The organism is Bacillus sp. LQ01 (assembly GCF_057624735.1).
The window spans coordinates 768027-786717 of the sequence record NZ_JBYEZL010000001.1; the positions used below are offsets into that span (position 1 = coordinate 768027).

21 protein-coding genes, 1 other RNA gene and 1 riboswitch are annotated in these 18691 nt (G+C 35.7%); of the genes, 18 read left to right on the forward strand and 4 right to left on the reverse strand.

What is annotated here, in order from left to right:
• A complete protein-coding gene (nth, locus tag AC22L0_RS04180) occupies window positions 1–648 on the forward strand; it encodes an endonuclease III (protein ID WP_000933034.1) in 648 nt (215 codons plus the stop codon).
• 3 nt (window positions 649–651) lie between these two features.
• The gene (locus AC22L0_RS04185) at window positions 652–1170 is read left to right on the forward strand and encodes a YpoC family protein (protein ID WP_000442652.1); all 519 of its coding nucleotides are present in this window, start codon (window positions 652–654) and stop codon (window positions 1168–1170) included.
• Between the two features lie 26 nt (window positions 1171–1196).
• Here AC22L0_RS04185 and AC22L0_RS04190 read toward each other — a convergent pair whose 3' ends face one another.
• Together AC22L0_RS04190 and recU are read right to left on the reverse strand one after the other, a co-directional pair.
• The gene (locus AC22L0_RS04190) at window positions 1197–3896 is read right to left on the reverse strand and encodes a PBP1A family penicillin-binding protein (RefSeq protein ID WP_001283099.1); all 2700 of its coding nucleotides are present in this window, start codon (window positions 3894–3896) and stop codon (window positions 1197–1199) included.
• 66 nt (window positions 3897–3962) lie between these two features.
• Window positions 3963–4565 carry a Holliday junction resolvase RecU gene (gene recU / locus AC22L0_RS04195; protein ID WP_000155598.1) on the reverse strand — a complete coding sequence of 201 codons (603 nt, stop codon included), beginning with the start codon at window positions 4563–4565 and terminating at the stop codon, window positions 3963–3965.
• Window positions 4566–4668: 103 nt separating this feature from the next.
• Between recU and AC22L0_RS04200 the strand changes: the two genes are divergently transcribed.
• Window positions 4669–5694 (forward strand): DUF2515 domain-containing protein, encoded by a 1026-nt coding sequence (locus AC22L0_RS04200; protein ID WP_000495656.1) that lies wholly within the window; start codon window positions 4669–4671, stop codon window positions 5692–5694.
• 151 nt (window positions 5695–5845) lie between these two features.
• On the opposite strand, the gene AC22L0_RS04205 is transcribed toward AC22L0_RS04200, so the two are convergent.
• Window positions 5846–6025, reverse strand: a complete 180-nt coding sequence (locus AC22L0_RS04205) for a hypothetical protein (RefSeq protein WP_001987054.1) — start codon at window positions 6023–6025, stop codon at window positions 5846–5848.
• 85 nt (window positions 6026–6110) lie between these two features.
• Here AC22L0_RS04205 and AC22L0_RS04210 point away from each other — a divergent pair, with 85 nt between their 5' ends.
• Both AC22L0_RS04210 and AC22L0_RS04215 read left to right on the forward strand, forming a co-directional pair.
• A complete protein-coding gene (locus AC22L0_RS04210) occupies window positions 6111–6353 on the forward strand; it encodes a hypothetical protein (RefSeq protein WP_001252036.1) in 243 nt (80 codons plus the stop codon).
• A 15-nt stretch (window positions 6354–6368) separates the two neighbouring features.
• Window positions 6369–6713, forward strand: coding sequence for a YppE family protein (locus AC22L0_RS04215; protein ID WP_000786940.1), 345 nt, complete (start codon window positions 6369–6371; stop codon window positions 6711–6713).
• Between the two features lie 26 nt (window positions 6714–6739).
• Here AC22L0_RS04215 and AC22L0_RS04220 read toward each other — a convergent pair whose 3' ends face one another.
• Window positions 6740–6931, reverse strand: coding sequence for a YppF family protein (locus AC22L0_RS04220; RefSeq protein ID WP_000242652.1), 192 nt, complete (start codon window positions 6929–6931; stop codon window positions 6740–6742).
• 177 nt (window positions 6932–7108) lie between these two features.
• Here AC22L0_RS04220 and AC22L0_RS04225 point away from each other — a divergent pair, with 177 nt between their 5' ends.
• From AC22L0_RS04225 to pbuX, 13 genes are all read left to right on the forward strand, one after another.
• A complete protein-coding gene (locus tag AC22L0_RS04225) occupies window positions 7109–7633 on the forward strand; it encodes a YppG family protein (protein WP_000487626.1) in 525 nt (174 codons plus the stop codon).
• A gap of 155 nt (window positions 7634–7788) precedes the next feature.
• On the forward strand, window positions 7789–8226 hold the full coding sequence (locus AC22L0_RS04230) for a CotD family spore coat protein (protein WP_000546267.1): 438 nt from the start codon (window positions 7789–7791) through the stop codon (window positions 8224–8226).
• A 56-nt stretch (window positions 8227–8282) separates the two neighbouring features.
• On the forward strand, window positions 8283–8837 hold the full coding sequence (locus AC22L0_RS04235; RefSeq protein ID WP_000862914.1) for an SLOG family protein: 555 nt from the start codon (window positions 8283–8285) through the stop codon (window positions 8835–8837).
• Between the two features lie 98 nt (window positions 8838–8935).
• Window positions 8936–9271 (forward strand): cell division regulator GpsB, encoded by a 336-nt coding sequence (gpsB, locus tag AC22L0_RS04240; protein ID WP_000622431.1) that lies wholly within the window; start codon window positions 8936–8938, stop codon window positions 9269–9271.
• Between the two features lie 86 nt (window positions 9272–9357).
• Window positions 9358–9748, forward strand: an RNA gene (gene rnpB, locus AC22L0_RS04245) — RNase P RNA component class B.
• A gap of 180 nt (window positions 9749–9928) precedes the next feature.
• Complete coding sequence (locus AC22L0_RS04250) at window positions 9929–11068, forward strand: THUMP domain-containing class I SAM-dependent RNA methyltransferase (protein ID WP_087948099.1); 1140 nt, start codon at window positions 9929–9931, stop codon at window positions 11066–11068.
• A 61-nt stretch (window positions 11069–11129) separates the two neighbouring features.
• The gene (locus AC22L0_RS04255; protein WP_000368570.1) at window positions 11130–11312 is read left to right on the forward strand and encodes a DUF3921 domain-containing protein; all 183 of its coding nucleotides are present in this window, start codon (window positions 11130–11132) and stop codon (window positions 11310–11312) included.
• Window positions 11313–11451: 139 nt separating this feature from the next.
• Complete coding sequence (locus tag AC22L0_RS04260; protein WP_000493699.1) at window positions 11452–13389, forward strand: ATP-dependent DNA helicase; 1938 nt, start codon at window positions 11452–11454, stop codon at window positions 13387–13389.
• Between the two features lie 101 nt (window positions 13390–13490).
• The gene (gene ypwA / locus AC22L0_RS04265) at window positions 13491–15008 is read left to right on the forward strand and encodes a carboxypeptidase (RefSeq protein ID WP_087966034.1); all 1518 of its coding nucleotides are present in this window, start codon (window positions 13491–13493) and stop codon (window positions 15006–15008) included.
• Window positions 15009–15055: 47 nt separating this feature from the next.
• Complete coding sequence (locus AC22L0_RS04270; protein ID WP_087966032.1) at window positions 15056–15529, forward strand: GNAT family N-acetyltransferase; 474 nt, start codon at window positions 15056–15058, stop codon at window positions 15527–15529.
• Between the two features lie 158 nt (window positions 15530–15687).
• Complete coding sequence (locus AC22L0_RS04275; RefSeq protein WP_000628415.1) at window positions 15688–16434, forward strand: type I methionyl aminopeptidase; 747 nt, start codon at window positions 15688–15690, stop codon at window positions 16432–16434.
• A gap of 115 nt (window positions 16435–16549) precedes the next feature.
• A riboswitch (purine riboswitch) is annotated at window positions 16550–16651 on the forward strand.
• Between the two features lie 108 nt (window positions 16652–16759).
• On the forward strand, window positions 16760–17353 hold the full coding sequence (locus AC22L0_RS04280) for a xanthine phosphoribosyltransferase (RefSeq protein WP_000866496.1): 594 nt from the start codon (window positions 16760–16762) through the stop codon (window positions 17351–17353).
• 3 nt (window positions 17354–17356) lie between these two features.
• On the forward strand, window positions 17357–18679 hold the full coding sequence (gene pbuX, locus AC22L0_RS04285) for a xanthine permease PbuX (RefSeq protein ID WP_000809223.1): 1323 nt from the start codon (window positions 17357–17359) through the stop codon (window positions 18677–18679).
• Window positions 18680–18691 lie beyond the last annotated feature (12 nt).

Consider the following 18691-nt stretch of genomic DNA (forward strand, 5'->3'; position numbering starts at 1 on the left):
ATGCTTAACAAAACGCAAATCCGTTATTGTTTAGACACAATGGCAGATATGTATCCAGAAGCACATTGTGAATTGGTTCATGATAATCCATTTGAACTTGTAATCGCGGTGGCGTTATCTGCACAATGTACGGATGTACTTGTAAATAAAGTGACAAGAAATTTATTTCAAAAATATAAAACACCAGAAGATTATTTAAGTGTTTCTCTAGAAGAATTACAACAAGATATACGCTCTATCGGATTGTATAGAAATAAAGCAAAAAACATTCAAAAATTATGCCGAATGTTATTAGATGACTATAATGGAGAAGTACCGAACGATCGAGATGAACTTACGAAATTACCAGGTGTAGGAAGGAAAACAGCGAATGTTGTAGTTTCCGTAGCGTTTGGAATTCCGGCAATTGCTGTTGATACACATGTGGAGCGAGTGAGTAAACGATTAGCTATGTGTAGATGGAAAGACTCTGTGTTAGAAGTAGAAAAAACATTAATGAAGAAAGTACCAATGGATGAGTGGGGAGTTACACATCATCGTATGATTTTCTTTGGACGTTATCATTGTAAAGCACAACGACCGCAATGTGAGGAATGCAGACTGTTAGAAGTATGTCGTGAAGGAAAGAAGCGAATGAAGGTGAAATAAAGGATGGAACGAGTTATAGAAATACCGAAAGAATTTCACTGTTTACCATTTTTTAAAGAAAGTGTAAATTTAATTAAGTATCATACAGACAATTCTTTTGAAGAGATAATACAAAATACTTACTTTATATTTGATATTGAAAGACAGTATGAGCCATGGAAGGAAATTGAAAACAGCATTCCAGTGATGTTGAATGTATGGAAAAATAAGCATGAAGACATTGCTATACTGTTTCGAAATAGAAATAAGCAAGAGGCTGAGGGACCAATGATTCTTTTTGCAGCTCACTTGTTATCGGTTGTCTATTGGCTAAATGAACAACCTGTTCATAGTTTGAATGAAATGCAAATAAATACGAATAAATTAAAAGTGCAACCTGTTAATTTTATGGAAAGATATTCATTCATTATAAAGAAACCGAGTAATTATCATTCTTATATTCAATTAGCGCAGTTGTATATCGAAATAGAAAAGCTGTATGTAAAGAAAATGATAACAAAAAAGAAGTCCGCTTCTCGTTAAGAGAAACGGACTTCTTTTTTTGTATATTAGGACTCTGTTGTAACAACAGCACCGTCTGCGTGAGGTGTATCTCCTCCGGGATTTTGGTGTTGCTGTTCTTGTTGTTTCTTAGCCTCTTCTTCAGCTTTTTTCTTGGCCTCTTCTTCAGCTTTCTTCTTAGCTTCTTCTTCAGCTTTTTTCTTAGCTTCTTCTTCAGCTTTCCTTCTAGCTTCCTCATCAGCTTTCTTTTGAGCTTCTTCTTGCTGTTTACGTTGTTGTTCTTGCTGTTGCTGTTCTTGTTGTTTCTTAGCCTCTTCTTCAGCCTTTTTCTTAGCTTCGTCTTGTTTTACTTTATCTTCATTAGCCTTTTTCTGGGCTTCCTCATCAGCTTTTTTCTTAGCTTCTTCATCGGCCTTTTTCTTAGCCTCTTCTTCAGCTTTTTTTGCATCTGGAGTTCCGCCAGGCGCAGTGAAGGATGCACCAACTGCTGGGCTTGTTCCAGTGCCTTTTTTCGCTACTACAGAGAAGCTGTAAGTAACACCTGGTTTAATACCACCAAGAGTAGCTGTCGTACCACTTATTGATAGGCTACCACTTGAACCGTCAGTTGCTTTATAGCTGGCTGCATATGCATCAACTTCTGCTGGTCCAGACCAGTTTAGTGTAACTGTGCTAGCGCCATCAAAAGTGACATTCAGACCACTAGGAGCATCTACTTTAATTTGTTTAATTGCATCTTTTTTCGCACCTTTTACGTATAACTCTCCGTTTATTTCTTGTACAGAAGAAGGACGTTCAAAGCGTGATTTATCTGTAGCGAATTTGCTCATCATTACTTGGAACATTTGCTGTGCAATTCTAGTGGAGCGATCGCTAACATAATTTTTTGGACCATCTTTTTCGTAACCGGTCCAAACAGCCATTGTGTATTGTGGCGTATATCCAGCAAACCAGCTATCTCTGTTTGCATCAGCTGGGATGTCATATTTTTGAAGAACTGATTCATCAAAGTTTTGTGTTCCTGTTTTACCTGCTACGTCAACACCTGAAACGTATGCTGTTGGACCTGTACCACCAGAACCAGGTTTTACTACGTCACGAAGAACGTCAGTAACCATATAAGCTGTATAGTCTTGCATTGCGCGATGTTCTTTCGGTTTAAAGCTTTTCTTTTTCCCGTCCGGGAAGGTTACTTCTTTTACGAAGTGTGGTTTATTATAGTTACCACTATTACCAAAGGTTGCATATGCACCTGCTACTTCTAATGGAGAACTATCGTTACTACCGATTGCTGTTGATTCGTAGACTTTTCCTTCTTTAAAGGTCATGCCTAAACCTTCAGCAAATTCTTTTGACTTATTAAGACCAACTGTTTGTGCTGTCTTTAAAGCTGGAATGTTTAATGACTTTTTCAAAGCTTCACGTAGTGAAACGTCACCTTTGTAACTCTTTGTTGCATTTTGTATTTTCTTACCATTGGAATACGTATACTCTGAGTCGTTTAATTGATGGTATGTAGACCATTGTAAATTTTCAATTGCCGGACCGTAGTCGAAAATTGGTTTCATTGTTGAACCAACTTGGCGTTTTAAATCAGTTGCCATATTATGACCTTTGAAAGTAGACTTACTTTCTTTACGTCCAGCACCAATTGCTCGAACTTCTCCAGACTGTGTATCCATAAATACGAATGACCCTTGGAATTGATCGTCCGGATACTTAATAAGATTGCCATCCATAATTTTGTCGGCGTAATCTTGAGCATCTTGATCAAGTGTTGTATGAATCGTTAAACCATCTGAACCGATATTTACATCAGGATATTCTTTTTCAACTTCTTTTACAACTGCATCTAAAAATGCTTGATACTTCATCTCAGTTACTTCTGAAGACGGTTGAAGGCCCTCAGTTACTGGAATCTTAACGGCGTTATTCATTTCTTCTTTTGTTATATAACCATGTCGATTCATTAATGATAATACGACATTACGACGATTTGTTGCTCGTTCAACATTTTCCTTTTTTGTTGGATCATAAATGTTTGGACCTTGGGGTAAACCAGCGAGCATAGCAGCTTCATGTAATTGCAAGTCTTTTAAATCTTTACCATAATATTTTTGCGCTGCTGTCGCAATACCGTATGAACGGTTACCTAAATTAATCTTATTTAAGTACATTTCTAAAATCTCATGTTTAGAGTATTGTTGCTCTAATTTGTAAGATAAGTACCATTCTTGCACTTTTCTTTTAGCAGTTTTGTCCATCGTTAGAAAGTAGTTTTTAACGACTTGCTGTGTAATCGTACTACCACCTTGGGAACCGAAACCACCAGTGACATTTTCCATAACTGCTTTTGTAGTTCGTTTAAAATCAATTCCATTATGATCATAGAAACGCGAATCCTCAGTTGCAAGAAATGCATTTTCAACTACTTTTGGAATTTGATCATAAGTAACATGTGTTCGTTTTTCAGCACCGTATTCATAGAAGAAATTTCCGTTTTTATCGAGAAACTTTGTTGATAAAGGATTAACAAGTTTGGATTTGTCTAATTTTGGAGCGTCCTTTACCATAACAAAGAAAGCGGAAACGCCGGCTACAAGACCAACGATACCAAGAAGTAGACAACCTATAAGGAATTTCTTGAAAAAGGAGCCTTTTTTCTTTGGTTTTTCTTCTTTATGTGTTTTTTTCTCTTGATTTTTCACATGATTTCGTTCTGTACGAGAACGATAATTATCTGACATTATACTTTCTCCTACCTTTCATTCTCTCCCCCAAAAGTCGAAAAAAGAGCCTTAGTGATGACTCTATCACGAAAAATAAACCATGTCTAGTACACGGATATAGTCAATCCGAGGGTGATAACCGCATGATAATAAGGATCCATGCTCTTCTATTTCTTCTTTCGTAATCGACTTGCGTCCACCAGTATTTTGACGATTCCAAAATGCAATAATATGTTTTGCATCTAGTAAATAAAATTCATCAAAAAGTGTAAATTTAATAATAACAAATGCAATTCCATTATGAGCAACGACTTGCTTCATATGTTCAATTTGATGAAGGTGGAAGTTTTGAAGTGGGAAACTAGTTTTATTTTTGGTTTCCTTTGCTTCAAAATCGATGTATTTCCCTTTGTATACACCGTTGTAATCTGTTGTAGAAGGTTGTTTAAAATACGCTTCTTTTACCACTGCAGCACTTCGAGCGGGGTAATCTACTTTTACAATTTGAAGAGGTGTAGGCTTTTTATGTACACATGCAATATTATGGGTTAAGTAATATTGATTTGTTTCATTCAATTCCTCTTCAAGGGACATACCTCTATTACTATAAGTATGTGTTTTTATAGGTGTTTTTTGAGGTTGTGAAGCTTGATTATACCTTTTTCCATTTGGGTAACGAATGGTCATAGTGTGTCCACCCCCAACTTGCTAAGAATTACTTACAAAGGTGATTATATCAAAAAATGAAAAAAGATGTGACCTTTTTGATGAAAGGTATGATGACTTATTTATGTTTACATGGAATGATTATATGAAAATTAAACAAAATCGAGAAAAAAATTTTTGTACAGAGGAAGAAAAAGCAATCATTCACAATATTAAAAAGAAAACAGAAATAGCTAATGTGGACAATATTTCTCGGACACAATCTTATCAAGAATATTATTTAAGAAATAGTGAAATCAGGTGGGCCTTTTTAGCGAGTATGGTTTCGAGAAATGCGGGCTGGAATATGACTGATTTAGAAGGGAGATATTATGCTACTGTTTTACCTAGAACGGTAAAAAAACATTTATTTCTTCTGTACGAACAGGCTAATTGGATTATTTTTTTAGATGCATTTCCTCAGCTATTATTGTATGAGGAAAGTAAGAAGAGACATGCACCTCTCTTTCATTTGTTGCAATACTTCAACGTATCAATTTTTATGGAAAAAGAATGGTTACTTTTCTGGGAAAGAAGAGATACGAATAGACTTATGACAGCGCTTATTATAAATGAACAAAATAAAATTCAAAAACCAGTCATTGAGAATACATATTTTAAAAAACATGTATTCCATACTGCACTTTTTAAAGTACAAGAAAGACTTCATATTAGTGCAGTTATCTTCCCAACAATTGAAGGGAGAATGTATGGGTTTTCGGTTTATCAATTTGAAACGTTACAAAAGCGTATAGAACTAGGAAAAAAATTAGCATGGTTATTGTTTCATCCAATTTATAATGGTTCGTTTTATAAGTTTGCACTGCAAACTACACATACTGGGTCTAGAGAAGATTATGAAGTTTACGCAAAGGAAACTCGAAAGTCTTATACGCCAACACTTAGAGATATTTATCCTGTTATTTTACATGAAGAAATAAAAATGAGAGATTGGTTTTGTGCAAATATGAAAATGAATGTGCTATTTGTACTTGAAGAACCTAAAGGGGAAGTTAATATAACAGAATGGTATAGAAGAAAGAGAGAACAAATCTATAGGCTATCTATCGTAAACCGTTTTGCTAAAAGGATCGATGAGTTCATGATATAATAAAAAAGAAGTCCCGTCTTCCATTTTGAAGACGGGACTTCTTAATTTGAAAAAATCCTGCTATGCGTGCTACAACTTTAATTTCAAAACGTAATGCTAGTAGGAGATTAAGGATGATTTGAAATTTAAATGTTCGTAATAAAGTCTCGCTTTATGTAGCAGGGAAGTTTGGACCATCTAGCTTTGGATTGCCAGTCTCGGGTTTATTTTGTTGTTTGTTTTGGTTTTTCTTTTTTTCATTTTTGTTCTTTGCCATTGTAATACACCTCCTTTTTGTATTGTTACCATTTCTATAAATGACATACGAAATGATTTCTTTGACGAATAACAACTAGTTTTGTCATGTGGGCAGGAGTGGTGAATCATCCGGCGAAATTACATGACAAAGGAAAAGCAAAGAAGGAGGCGTTTTGTATATGGCGATGGTTCAGAAGGAAGATGTAATGAAAAAAATGGATCAAATGTTAAGTTCTCTCGATTTGCTGGAAATGAATATAGGGATTAGAATGAATCATGCATTAAAGGATGCGAGTGAAAAAATATGTAATAAGATAGAAATAACAGAAATGCATATTGAACATATGGAAAATAAATTAGTGCATCACGAAGAAAAAGGGAATTGGGTGAAGACATTTCAAAACGTCGTAGTGAGTGCATAATAAGGTGGGAAAGAAATGAAGAATGAAGCATTAATACAGTCTTCAGAAAAACTCATGCAGTATAATAATGAAGCGAATGTAAAAAAAAGAGAACTAACTGAATACGACTTTTATAAGGATATGAAACCGTTTGTAGATATGGTAGATGAGGAATTAAAGAAGTGGAAAGAATTAGCTTATACGTGGATTAAAGAAGAAAAGCCAAAGTATATACATGTACAGCAAATTGATCAAGTATACGATAATTTACAAACGAATGTGTTGCAATGCTTTGTAAATAAAGGTAAAGGTAAACGATTCTTTGAAACACACCAAGCCATTTCGTATACTTTGCAAAATATAGTTGAGCAATGTAAATAACAAGAGGGAGAGCCCTCTTGTTATTTTTATGCTTCTGTCATTGTTGTAGGTTTTGTTGCGCCGTTTATTTCTAATTCTTTTATTAATGTTCGATAATCTGATATGCATATTTTTCCTTCGAGATACCAATGTCTCGCAAAGTCTAATAATTCATTTGCATTCTCTGTGCAATACCCCTTTTTTTGAGAAAACGCTTGTTTTAAATCCCCTAATACCATGTTGATTCCTCCCCCATGAGAATCTTCTTCTTAATTATCATAGCATGGAAGGGTTTTCTTTTTTAATTTTTTAAAAATTTAAACTTCCGACAAAAATAGACATATATTCCATCACACATATTATTTTATAGGTACATATTATATATGTAGAAACTTATGTGAAGGAGGAGAGAATGCATGTTTCAACAACCTAACGTATATCAGCAAACGAATCCATATGCACAGCAAAATATGTACCAATATAATACGGATACATATTTACGGTATAATATGTATCCTTTCGAGCCTTATTATGGAAATCAAAATTATTATCAACCGTTTGAAGTGTCCTTTATGAATCAAGCTCAACAACCACAACAGCAGCAACCTTATGTGAATCAAGCTCAACAATCACAAGCTCAGCAACCATACATGAATCAACCACAGCAGCAGCCTTATATGAATTCGCAATATTATATGCCACCACCATCGCCGTATGCTAATCAACAAGCGATGTTTTATCCACCAAAACAACCGTACCCGACGCAGGGTAAGCAAAAGCAACAACAGCCAAGCCAGTTTTCTAGTTTTGTTTCTCAATTTAAAACATCAGATGGTAACTATGATGTAAATAAAATGATGAATACAGCTGGACAAATGATGAATGCGATGAATCAAGTGACAGGTATTGTAAAGCAAGTTGGAGGCTTTTTTGGTAAGTGATGTTGAAGGATTGTCTATAAAAACAATGTAAATGAAATAAAGGACTAGACAAATTTCCTTGTAATAAATGGGTATATATAACAAACGGCTTTCTCTCTTTTCTCATACTGTAAAGTGTAATCAGATTTTTTTAACGAGAGAGGAGAGAAAAAACTATGCATCATTGTCATCCTTGCTTTGGAGGGCATAAGCCTACAGGACCTATTTGTACGACTGCTCCTGTCATTCATCCGACGAAACAATGCGTAACACACTCTTTTTCAACAACGGTGGTGCCACACATTTTCCCAACACATACAACACATGTACATCATCAACAAATTAAAAACCAAAACTTCTTCCCCCAAACAAATTCAAATGTAAATGTTGTGGACCCAATCGACCCAGGATTCGGCGGCGGATGTGGACCGTGTGGCCATGGTCATCATGGACATCATGGACATCATGGACATCACGTATCACCATTTGGTCCAGGACCAAATGTATCTCCGTTTGGACCAAACGTATCACCATTCGGACCGAATATTGGACCAAACGTATCACCATTCGGTCCAAATATCGGACCAAACGTTGGTGGAATGTTTAAAAAGTAAATGATATGTTAGAACTAGCGAAATGCTAGTTCTTTTTTTGTAATTGGAGTGTTGATATGAAAGTTATTGCAGTAACAGGATATAAGCCATTTGAACTTGGAATATTTAAAAATGATCATCCAGGGGTGGAGTGTATAAAGAAAGCGTTACACCGTAAATTAACCAATTTTGTAGAAGATGGTTTAGAGTGGGTTATAATAAGTGGCCAATTAGGTGTAGAATTATGGGCTGCTGAAGTTGTTTTTGAAATGCAAGTAGAATATCCAGATTTAAAATTAGCGGTATTCACTCCGTTTTTAGAACAAGAAGAAAATTGGAAAGAAGATAATCGTGAATATTATGAATTTATCCTTTCTCAAGCAGACCATGTTGATAGTATCACGAAACGGAAGTATGAAAGTCCAGAGCAATTTAAATTAAAAAATCAATTTTTTATTGAAAAAAGTGATGCGCTTTTAGCGGTATACGATGAAGAAAAACCAGGAAGTCCCAAATATATTGTAGAAGCAGCAAAGAAAAAAGGAGAAATAGAAAATTATCACAGTTATTTCATTCTTTTTTCTGATTTACAAGATATAATAGAAGAGGAACAGTGGAATAATGCAGAGTAAATATGTAATATAGTACTCGTATATATGATTGACAAAAAGCATTGTTTCTGAAAAAATTTAGTTAATGAAAGTTTTGGTAAAAATTTGAGGTGAAGAAAATGATTTCGGATAAAATTAAATTAACAGCGAAAGATATTTTAGAAAAAGAATTTAAAACAGGTATGAGAGGTTATCAGCAAGAAGAAGTAGACAAGTTTCTTGATATGATCATTAAAGACTATGAAGCTTTCCACAAAGAGTTTGAGCAATTAAAGCAACAAAATGCTCGTTTAAAGCGTGAATTAGAGGAACAAAAACTAGCAGTAACGCAAGTTCCACAACAACCTGTACAAACACCAGTTGCACAACCAGTTTATAACAACACGAATACGGATATTTTAAAACGCTTATCTAACTTAGAAAAAGCTGTATTTGGAAGTAAGTTATACGAATGATGTAAGGTGGGAAAAGGTTTAAGCATTTTACATAGAAAAAAACGTTGCAAAATCTTTTTGTTTCCACTATACTAATGGATGTCATAACGTTTGGGTAATCGCTGCAACGCCAACGTTGTAGAGGAAAGTCCATGCTCGCACGGCCTGAGATGGCTGTAGTGTTCGTGCCTAGCCAATTCATAAGCTAGGGTATTCTGGCTGTAAGGCTGGTTTAACGGCAGGGAAAAAACCTAAGTCCTTTCGGATATGGTTTGACTACCTTTAAAGTGCCACAGTGACGAAGTCCTTGAAGAAATGATAGGAGTGGAACGAGGTAAACCCCACGAGCGAGAAACCCAAATAATGGTAGGGGAATCTTTTCCAAGGAAATGAACGACGGGAAAGGACAGGTTTTATAACCTGTAGATAGATGATTGCCACCGGAGTACGAGGCGTGGGCCGTTTGTAGTACAAAGGAACAGAACATGGCTTACAGAACGTTATGAACCAACTATGAAATAACTCAGCTCTCCTTTGTTAGAGGAGGGCTTTTTATTTGTATGAAGTTATAAAGTATGAGTTAAAATGGTTAATGAGAAAATTTTTCGTAAAATGTAATGATTAATAGGACCAATTGCTATTAATTATTGTTTGAATATACATAAGAGGTGAATGCAAATGGGAAAAGTTACTTTAATTGCAACAGCGGCAATGGGTATTGAAGCGTTAGTTGCCCGAGAAGTTCGCGATCTTGGTTATGAATGTCAAGTAGAAAACAGCAAAGTAACATTTGAAGCAGATGAAAAGGCGATTTGTCGTACGAATTTATGGTTACGTACTGCGGACCGTGTAAAAATTAAAGTTGGCGAATTTAAAGCAACAACATTTGATGAGCTATTTGAAAAAACGAAAGCATTAAACTGGGGAGATTATATTCCAGAGAATGGTGAATTCCCTGTTATCGGAAAATCTTTAAAATCTGAATTATTCAGTGTTTCGGATTGCCAACGTATCGTTAAAAAAGCTGTCGTTGAAAAATTAAAAACAACATATAAACGTACAACTTGGTTTGAAGAAGATGGCCCGTTATTCCGTATCGAGATTGCAATGCTAAAGGATATTGCGACATTAACAATTGATGCGAGCGGTGTTGGACTTCATAAACGTGGATACCGTATGGATCAAGGGGAAGCTCCGTTAAAAGAAACATTAGCTGCGTCTTTAATTAAATTAACAAACTGGAAGCCGGATCGTCCATTTGTTGATCCATTCTGTGGATCAGGTACAATTCCGATTGAAGCAGCATTAATTGGACAAAACATTGCACCAGGATTTAACCGTGGTTTCGCATCTGACGAGTGGGGCTGGGTAGGTAAACAAAACTGGCGTGAAGCTCGTCAAGAAGCTGAAGATTTAGCGAACTATGATCAACAATTACAAATCATTGGATCCGATATTGATCATCGTATGATTCGAGTTGCTCAAGATAACGCAGAAGAAGTAGGCTTGGGCGATTTAATTACATTTAAACAAATGCAAGTAAAAGATTTCACAACAAAAGAGGATTATGGCTACGTTGTAACGAATCCTCCATACGGAGAACGTTTAAGTGAAAAAGCACTTGTTGAACAATTGTACAAAGAAATGGGACAAGTATTCCGCCCATTAGATACATGGTCAGCGTATGTATTAACAAGCTACGAAGCATTTGAGAAGTGTTACGGAAAAGAAGCGTCGAAGAAGCGTAAGCTGTTTAACGGATTTATCCGTACAGATTACTACCAATACTTCGGAAAACGTCCACCGCGTAATTCATAGTATAAAACTCCTCCAGCGCGCATATACTGGCTATTATGTAATGCGTAAAGGAGGAAGTGATATGGATAATTTCCAATTATCAATGATTCAAAAAGCTATTCACCGTACGTATGATGAGCTCGGAAAAGAAGTGGATAGTCAAGGTGCGATTGTAGATGAAATACAAAAAGCACAAGAAGAATATTTGTCAGCTCTTTCACATGAAACAGCGATTGATAAACGGTATTTAAAGTCATTAATATAGAAGAAAATTTTCCTTTTTCGAAAGGAAAATTTTTTTTCGTGAATTTCTATGTATTGCAACAGGGGAAAGTGGCTGCACACATATGAGTAGCGGTTGCTATTATCTTTTTATAGAAAAACTTTTTGGTTGGAGGCTAAGGATGTTTACTGAGAAGAGATTACCATTTGAAGTAGGAAAACAAGATAATTTTTATGATAAGTTGAATGAGTGGATTGGAGATGTGTTTTACGACATCCTTCCGGAAAAAGGCTTTGAAGAGCGTGATGAACAAATTTTTATGGCGTTTCAATTAGAACGCGCTTTCCAAGAAAAGAAAGTTATGTTCGCAGAAGCTGGTGTAGGAACAGGGAAAACAATTGTATATCTTCTATATGCAATTTGTTACGCGCGTTATACTGGGAAACCAGCTATTATTGCTTGTGCAGATGAAACGTTAATTGAGCAGCTTGTGAAAGAAGAAGGGGACATTGCTAAGTTATCTGAAGCATTAGGGCTATCTGTTGATGTAAGGCTTGCAAAATCAATGGATAATTATTTATGCTTACGTAAACTTGAAGATGTTATGAGTGGACGAGCTCCAGAAGTAATTGAAGACGTATATTACGAGTTACCACAGTTTGTATTCGATCATGGTACAATGCAAAACTTTACTCACTATGGTGACCGAAAAGAATTTCCACTATTAAATGACGAAGAATGGTCAAAAGTAAATTGGGATTACTTCCAAGATTGCTTCACTTGTGATTCTCGTCATCGTTGCGGTCAAACTCTTTCACGTGAACATTATCGTAAAGCAGCAGATTTAATTATTTGTTCTCAAGATTTTTATATGGATCATATTTGGACGTACGATGCTCGAAAGCGTGAAGGGCAAATTCCATTATTACCAGAAAGTAGTTGTGTTGTATTCGATGAAGGACATCTTGTAGAATATGCAGCTCAAAAAGCTTTAACATATCGTTTAAAGCAAACGATGATGGAGCAACTTTTAACGAGATTATTACAAAACGATATTCGTGAAGAGTTTGCACATTTAGTAGAAGAAACAATTTGGCAAACAGAGCGATTCTTTGATGTGTTACAAGAAAACAAAAAAGAAATTGCCGGTTCTGATCGTTTAGAAATTACTGTGACAGAAAAAGTAACAGCTGAAGCAAAACGACTTTATGCGAAAATTGGTGAAGTCGGTGATGCGTTAGTATTTGAAAGTGAAATGCATACAGTAAATACGTATGATTTAAATATCGTTGATGAACATTTAGATGTATTAGAACATTCACTTCGTCTATTCATGCATGAGAAAAATGTAATTACATGGGGTGAAGAAGGTGATGGAGCCTTCACGTTAGTAATTATGCCACGTGCAGTTGAAGAAGTATTACAAGAGAAAGTATTCTCGAAGAAAATCCCGTATATCTTCTCATCTGCTACATTATCTAATAACGATTCATTCGCATTTACAGCAAATAGCCTAGGGGTAAAAGATTACTTATCATTCTCAGTTGCCTCACCATTTGATTATGAAGAGCAAATGGCAGTAAACTTACTATCGCATACGAAAGAAAATGAGTGGGAAAGAAAGTGTCAATATACACTTGAAAATATACAGAAAACAAACGGACGTACACTTGTATTATTCCGTACAACGCAAGAACTTGCAGCGTTTAAAGAATATGTAAGTAAAGAACAAATGTCAGTTCCGTTCCTATATGAAGGGGATCAAGAAATTAGTCAGCTCGTTTCTCGCTTCCAAAATGAAGAAGAGACTGTACTTTGTGCCGTTCATTTATGGGAAGGTTTAGACATTCCTGGTTCATCATTATCACATGTTATCATTTGGTCATTACCATTCCCTCCAAACGATCCTGTGTTTGAAGCGAAGCGTAAACATGTGAATGACCCGTTCTGGGATGTAGATGTACCATATATGATTTTACGTCTTCGTCAAGGGATTGGTCGTTTAATTCGTACGAGCGACGATAAAGGTGCTATATCAATCTTCTTATCTGATACAGAAGATGAGAAAGTGGTAGAAGCGGTGAAAAACGTACTACCGGTAGAAGGTAAAGAATTATAAGGAGAAAGCTTGGCGCTTGCCAAGCTTTTTTTCTATTATAAAAGGAATTTAGATTTCCGTGTCGAATTAAGTTTGAGGTAGAAAAGGGAGGTTTTTATACGATGACAGTAGCTACATATGAAGTAGAAAAACAATTTTTAACATATGTGAAGAAGATACAAAATTACGGAGAAGCATTAAGTTTAATGTTTTGGGACTTGAGAACAGGGGCGCCTAAAAAAGGTGTAGACCAGCGTTCAGAAGTAATTGGTATGCTTTCATCCGAAGTATTTGCTATGTCGACTTCAGATGAGATGGGGAACTATTTAACAGAGCTTGAAGCTTTAATACGTGAAGATAAACTTTCTGAAACGACGAAGAAAATGGTTGAAGAGTGTCGGAAAGAATATGATAGAAATAAGAAAATTCCACAAGCGGAATACGAAGCGTATGTGAAATTAGAAGCGAAAGCAGAGAGTGTGTGGGAAGAAGCTCGCGAAAAATCTGATTTCGAAATGTTCCGCCCGTACTTAGAAAAAATTGTTGAATTTAAAAAGAAATTTATTACATATTGGGGTTACGAAACATATAAATACAATACATTATTAGACATGTATGAGCCAGGTATTACAGTAGAAGTTTTAGATCACGTATTTGGTCAACTTCGTGAGCGCATCGTGCCGCTTGTAAAAGAAATCTCTGAGTCTAAAAAAGGATTAAAAACAAGTGCTTTATCGGAAAAATTTTCAAAAGAAAAACAAAAGAACTTTACATTAGAACTATTAAAGCAATTGAATTATGACTTTGAAGCAGGCCGTCTTGATGAAACAGTACATCCATTCGAGATTACATTAAATAGAGGGGATGTTCGTATTACGACACGCTATGAAGAAAAGGATTTCCGCATGGCTGTGTTTGGAACAATTCATGAATGTGGTCATGCTGTATATGAACAAAATATTGCAGAGAAATTTGAAGGTACACCGTTATGTAGTGGAACATCCATGGGTATTCATGAGTCACAATCGTTATTCTTTGAGAACTTTATCGGCCGTAATAAATCATTCTGGAAGAAAAATTATGATTTATTAAAAGAGTATAGCAATGGTCAATTTGATGATATGTCAGTCGATGAATTTTATGATGCAATTAACGAATCGAAGCCGTCATTCATTCGTATAGAAGCAGATGAGCTTACATACCCGCTTCATGTTATGGTGCGTTATGAATTAGAGAAAGAATTATTTGATGGTACATTACAAGTGAAGGACTTACCAGCAGCTTGGAATGATAAGATGCAAGCATATTTAGGAATTCGTCCGGAAAATGATGCGCAAGGTGTATTGCAAGATGTTCACTGGGCTGGTGGCTCATTTGGATACTTCCCATCTTATGCGCTTGGTTACATGTATGCAGCGCAATTTAAGCAAAGAATGTTAAAAGACATTCCGAACTTTGATGCATTATTAGAAGAAGGAAACGTAACGCCAATTCGTGAATGGTTAACAGAAAATATTCACCAATACGGTAAAACGAAAAAGCCACTTGAAATTTTAGAAGATGTGACAGGCGAAGGATTAAACGCAAACTATTTAGCCGATTATTTAGAAACGAAGTATAGAGAGATTTATGAGTTATAAAAAAGGGCTGCTTACTTGCAGCTCTTTTTTTAAAGGGGGATAGAAAAATGAACTATACATATACAGTAATGACGCAAGAAGAAGCAGAAGAAATTGCATATAACTGGCATTATGAAGGGGAATATTCCTTTTACGATATAGAGGCGGATGAAGAAGATTTAACTGAGTTTTTACATAATGAGAGTAGAGGGAATCATACATTTTCTGTGAAGGAAAATGGCACTCTCATTGGTTATTTTACTGTTTGTAAAATAAATGATGGAACGGTTGATATAGGTCTTGGAATGAGACCTAATATAACTGGGAACGGATTTGGTTTACAGTTTATAAACGCTATACTAGCTTTTAGTAAAGAAAAATACGGATGCAAGTATATAACACTATCAGTAGCTACATTTAATGAGAGAGCGATTAAAGTGTATAAAAGGGCAGGGTTTGAAGCGATTGGAACGTTTATACAGAAAACAAATGGTGGTTGTTTTGAGTTCTTGAAAATGAACTATATATGTAAACGTGATTAAAAAACAGAGGGATCTTCTGTTTTTTTATTTTAATTTAGAAATATATGATACATATTTTTTACTTGTTGTAATTGAGAGTTTTGAAATTTTGGTAGAGGGTGTGTATGATAGAAGTTTAGTAGCAAATAGTAGGTTTAGCAAGGAAGGGTAGAGGTAGTATGATTACAATTAAAACGAAAAATGAAATAGATTTGATGCATGAATCTGGAAAATTACTTGCTTCATGTCATAAAGAAATTGCGAAAATGATAAAGCCAGGTATAACGACACAAGAGATTGATACGTTTGTTGAAATGTATTTAAAAAAGCATGGTGCCACATCTGAACAGAAAGGTTACAACGGGTATCCATATGCGATATGTGCATCTGTAAACGATGAAATGTGTCATGCGTTTCCGGCCGATGTTCCTTTAACTGAGGGTAATATTGTAACAATTGACACGGTAGTAAACTTAAATGGGGGTCTTTCAGATTCTGCTTGGACGTATAGAGTTGGAAAAGTTTCTGATGAAGCAGAAAAGTTGTTGTTAGTAGCTGAGAATGCTTTGTATAAAGGGATTGATCAGGCGGTAATTGGTAATCATGTAGGAGACATTGGCTATGCAATTGAAAGTTATGTAACAAATGAAGGTTTTTCTGTCGCAAGAGACTTTACGGGACATGGGATTGGTAAAGAGATTCATGAAGAACCAGCAATTTTTCATTTTGGGAAACAAGGACAAGGACCTCAGTTACAAGAAGGAATGGTAATTACAATTGAACCGATTGTAAATATAGGTATGCGATATTCTAAAGTAGATTTAAATGGGTGGACTGTACGAACGATGGACGGGAAATTATCAGCTCAATATGAGCATACAATTGCGATTACAAAAGATGGGCCAATCATTTTAACGAAGTTGTAATTGGGAATGAAAGAGTTTGCAAAACTCGAACAAAGATAGTGGTTTTTAAAAATTTGTACGTGTTTTTTGATAAATGCTTTTCAAAGCATAAAAAGTACGTTATAATCCTTCTATAAAATAAATAGTTAGCTACACTCATATAATCGCGGGGATATGGCCTGCAAGTTTCTACCGAAGTACCGTAAATACTTTGACTATGAGTGAGGACGAATATAATTGCTTGTTTAGCATTCTTTTTTTGCGAAACTCCAAAAGCGCGTCTCTCACTTGTAACGAGTGGTGGCGGCTTTTGGAGTTTTTTTATTGCATAAGAGGGGGAACAAACATGAAAGTATTACAAGAAAAGATTTTGAACGAAGGAAAGGTTTTATCTGGTGACGTATTAAAGGTAGATGCTTTTTTAAATCATCAAATTGATCCAGTACTTATGCAAGAAATCGGAAAAGAATTTGCTAAACGTTTTAAAGAAGAGAACATTACAAAAATCGTGACGATTGAATCTTCAGGCATTGCACCATCGGTTATGGCTGCATTAGAGCTTGGTGTAAAAGTAATTTTTGCACGAAAACGTAAATCGTTAACGTTACAAGATAATATGTACGTTGCAAACGTATATTCATTTACAAAACAAGAAACAAATGAAATTTCATTATCTCGAAATCATATCGATGAAAATGATCGTGTATTAATCATCGATGACTTTTTAGCAAACGGTCAGGCTGCTTTAGGTTTAATGAGTTTAGTAGAGCAAGCCGGAGCGAGTATTGCAGGAATTGGAATTGTTATTGAAAAAGCATTTCAAGATGGAGGAAAGAAGCTTCGTGAACAAGGCGTTCGTGTTGAATCACTAGCAGAAATTGCATCACTTGATAACGGCACAGTTACATTTGTACAGCAAGAAACTGCGGAGGTGAAATAAACGATGAAGCAGCATCCATTTAAAATTGCATCGCTTGGTATGCAGCATATGCTTGCAATGTATGCTGGAGCAATTATCGTTCCGCTTATTGTGGGCGGTGGACTTGGTTTGAATCAAAAAGAGTTAACATATTTAGTCTCAATTGATTTATTAATGTGCGGCGTTGCGACAATTTTACAAGCACTATCAAATCGCTTTTTCGGTATAGGACTTCCCGTTGTGCTTGGTTGTACATTTACAGCGGTTGGACCGATGATTGCGATTGGAAAACAATACGGTGTGTCTTCAATTTATGGAGCAATTATTGCTGCTGGGTTATTCGTTGTTATTTTTGCGAAATTATTTGGAAAACTTGTAAAACTGTTTCCACCTGTTGTAACAGGATCTGTCGTTACAGTAATTGGAGTTACACTTGTTCCAGCGGCAATTAATGATATGGCTGGAGGAGTAGGAAGTAAAGATTTCGGTAGTCTTGAAAATTTAGCATTAGCATTTGGTGTGTTACTATTTATCATCATTATGTATCGTTTCTTCGACGGATTTATTCGTTCAATCTCTATTTTGCTAGGTTTATTGTTCGGTACTATCGTTGCAGCGTTTATGGGGAAAGTAAGTCTGCAAGCGGTTGGAGAGGCGGATTGGTTCCACGGTATTCAACCATTTTACTTCGGTACACCAACATTTGAATTAACACCAATTATTACGATGATTTTAGTTGCTTGCGTAGGGATTGTAGAAGCAACGGGTGTATACTTTGCATTATCTGATATTTGCAATAAAAAAATCGGTGAAAAAGAATTAACAAAAGGCTATCGCGCAGAAGGATTAGCGATGGTGTTGGGTGGCATTTTCAACGCGTTCCCATATACAACATACTCTCAAAACGTAGGACTTGTTCAATTAACTGGAGTAAGAAATCGCGTTATTATTTATACTTGCGGTGGTATGTTAATCGTTCTTGGATTTATTCCAAAAATTGCAGCTATTACAACAATCATTCCGAAATCAGTACTGGGCGGTGCGATGTTAGCAATGTTCGGTATGGTAATGGCATATGGTATTAAAATGTTAAGTAGCGTTGATTTTGGTAAACAAGAAAACTTATTAATCGTTGCATGTTCTGTCGGAATTGGGCTTGGCGTAACAGTCGTTCCTACATTATTTTCACAACTTCCAGAAAGCATTCGTATTTTAACAGATAACGGAATTGTACTTGGAAGTGCGTCAGCAGTACTTTTAAATATCGTATTTAATATGGTGCCACAGCGCAAAGTGAAAGTAGAAGAAGAGCCAGTATCTATGCAAAGTGCAGTAAGAGAAGCGTGAAAAAGCAAGGTC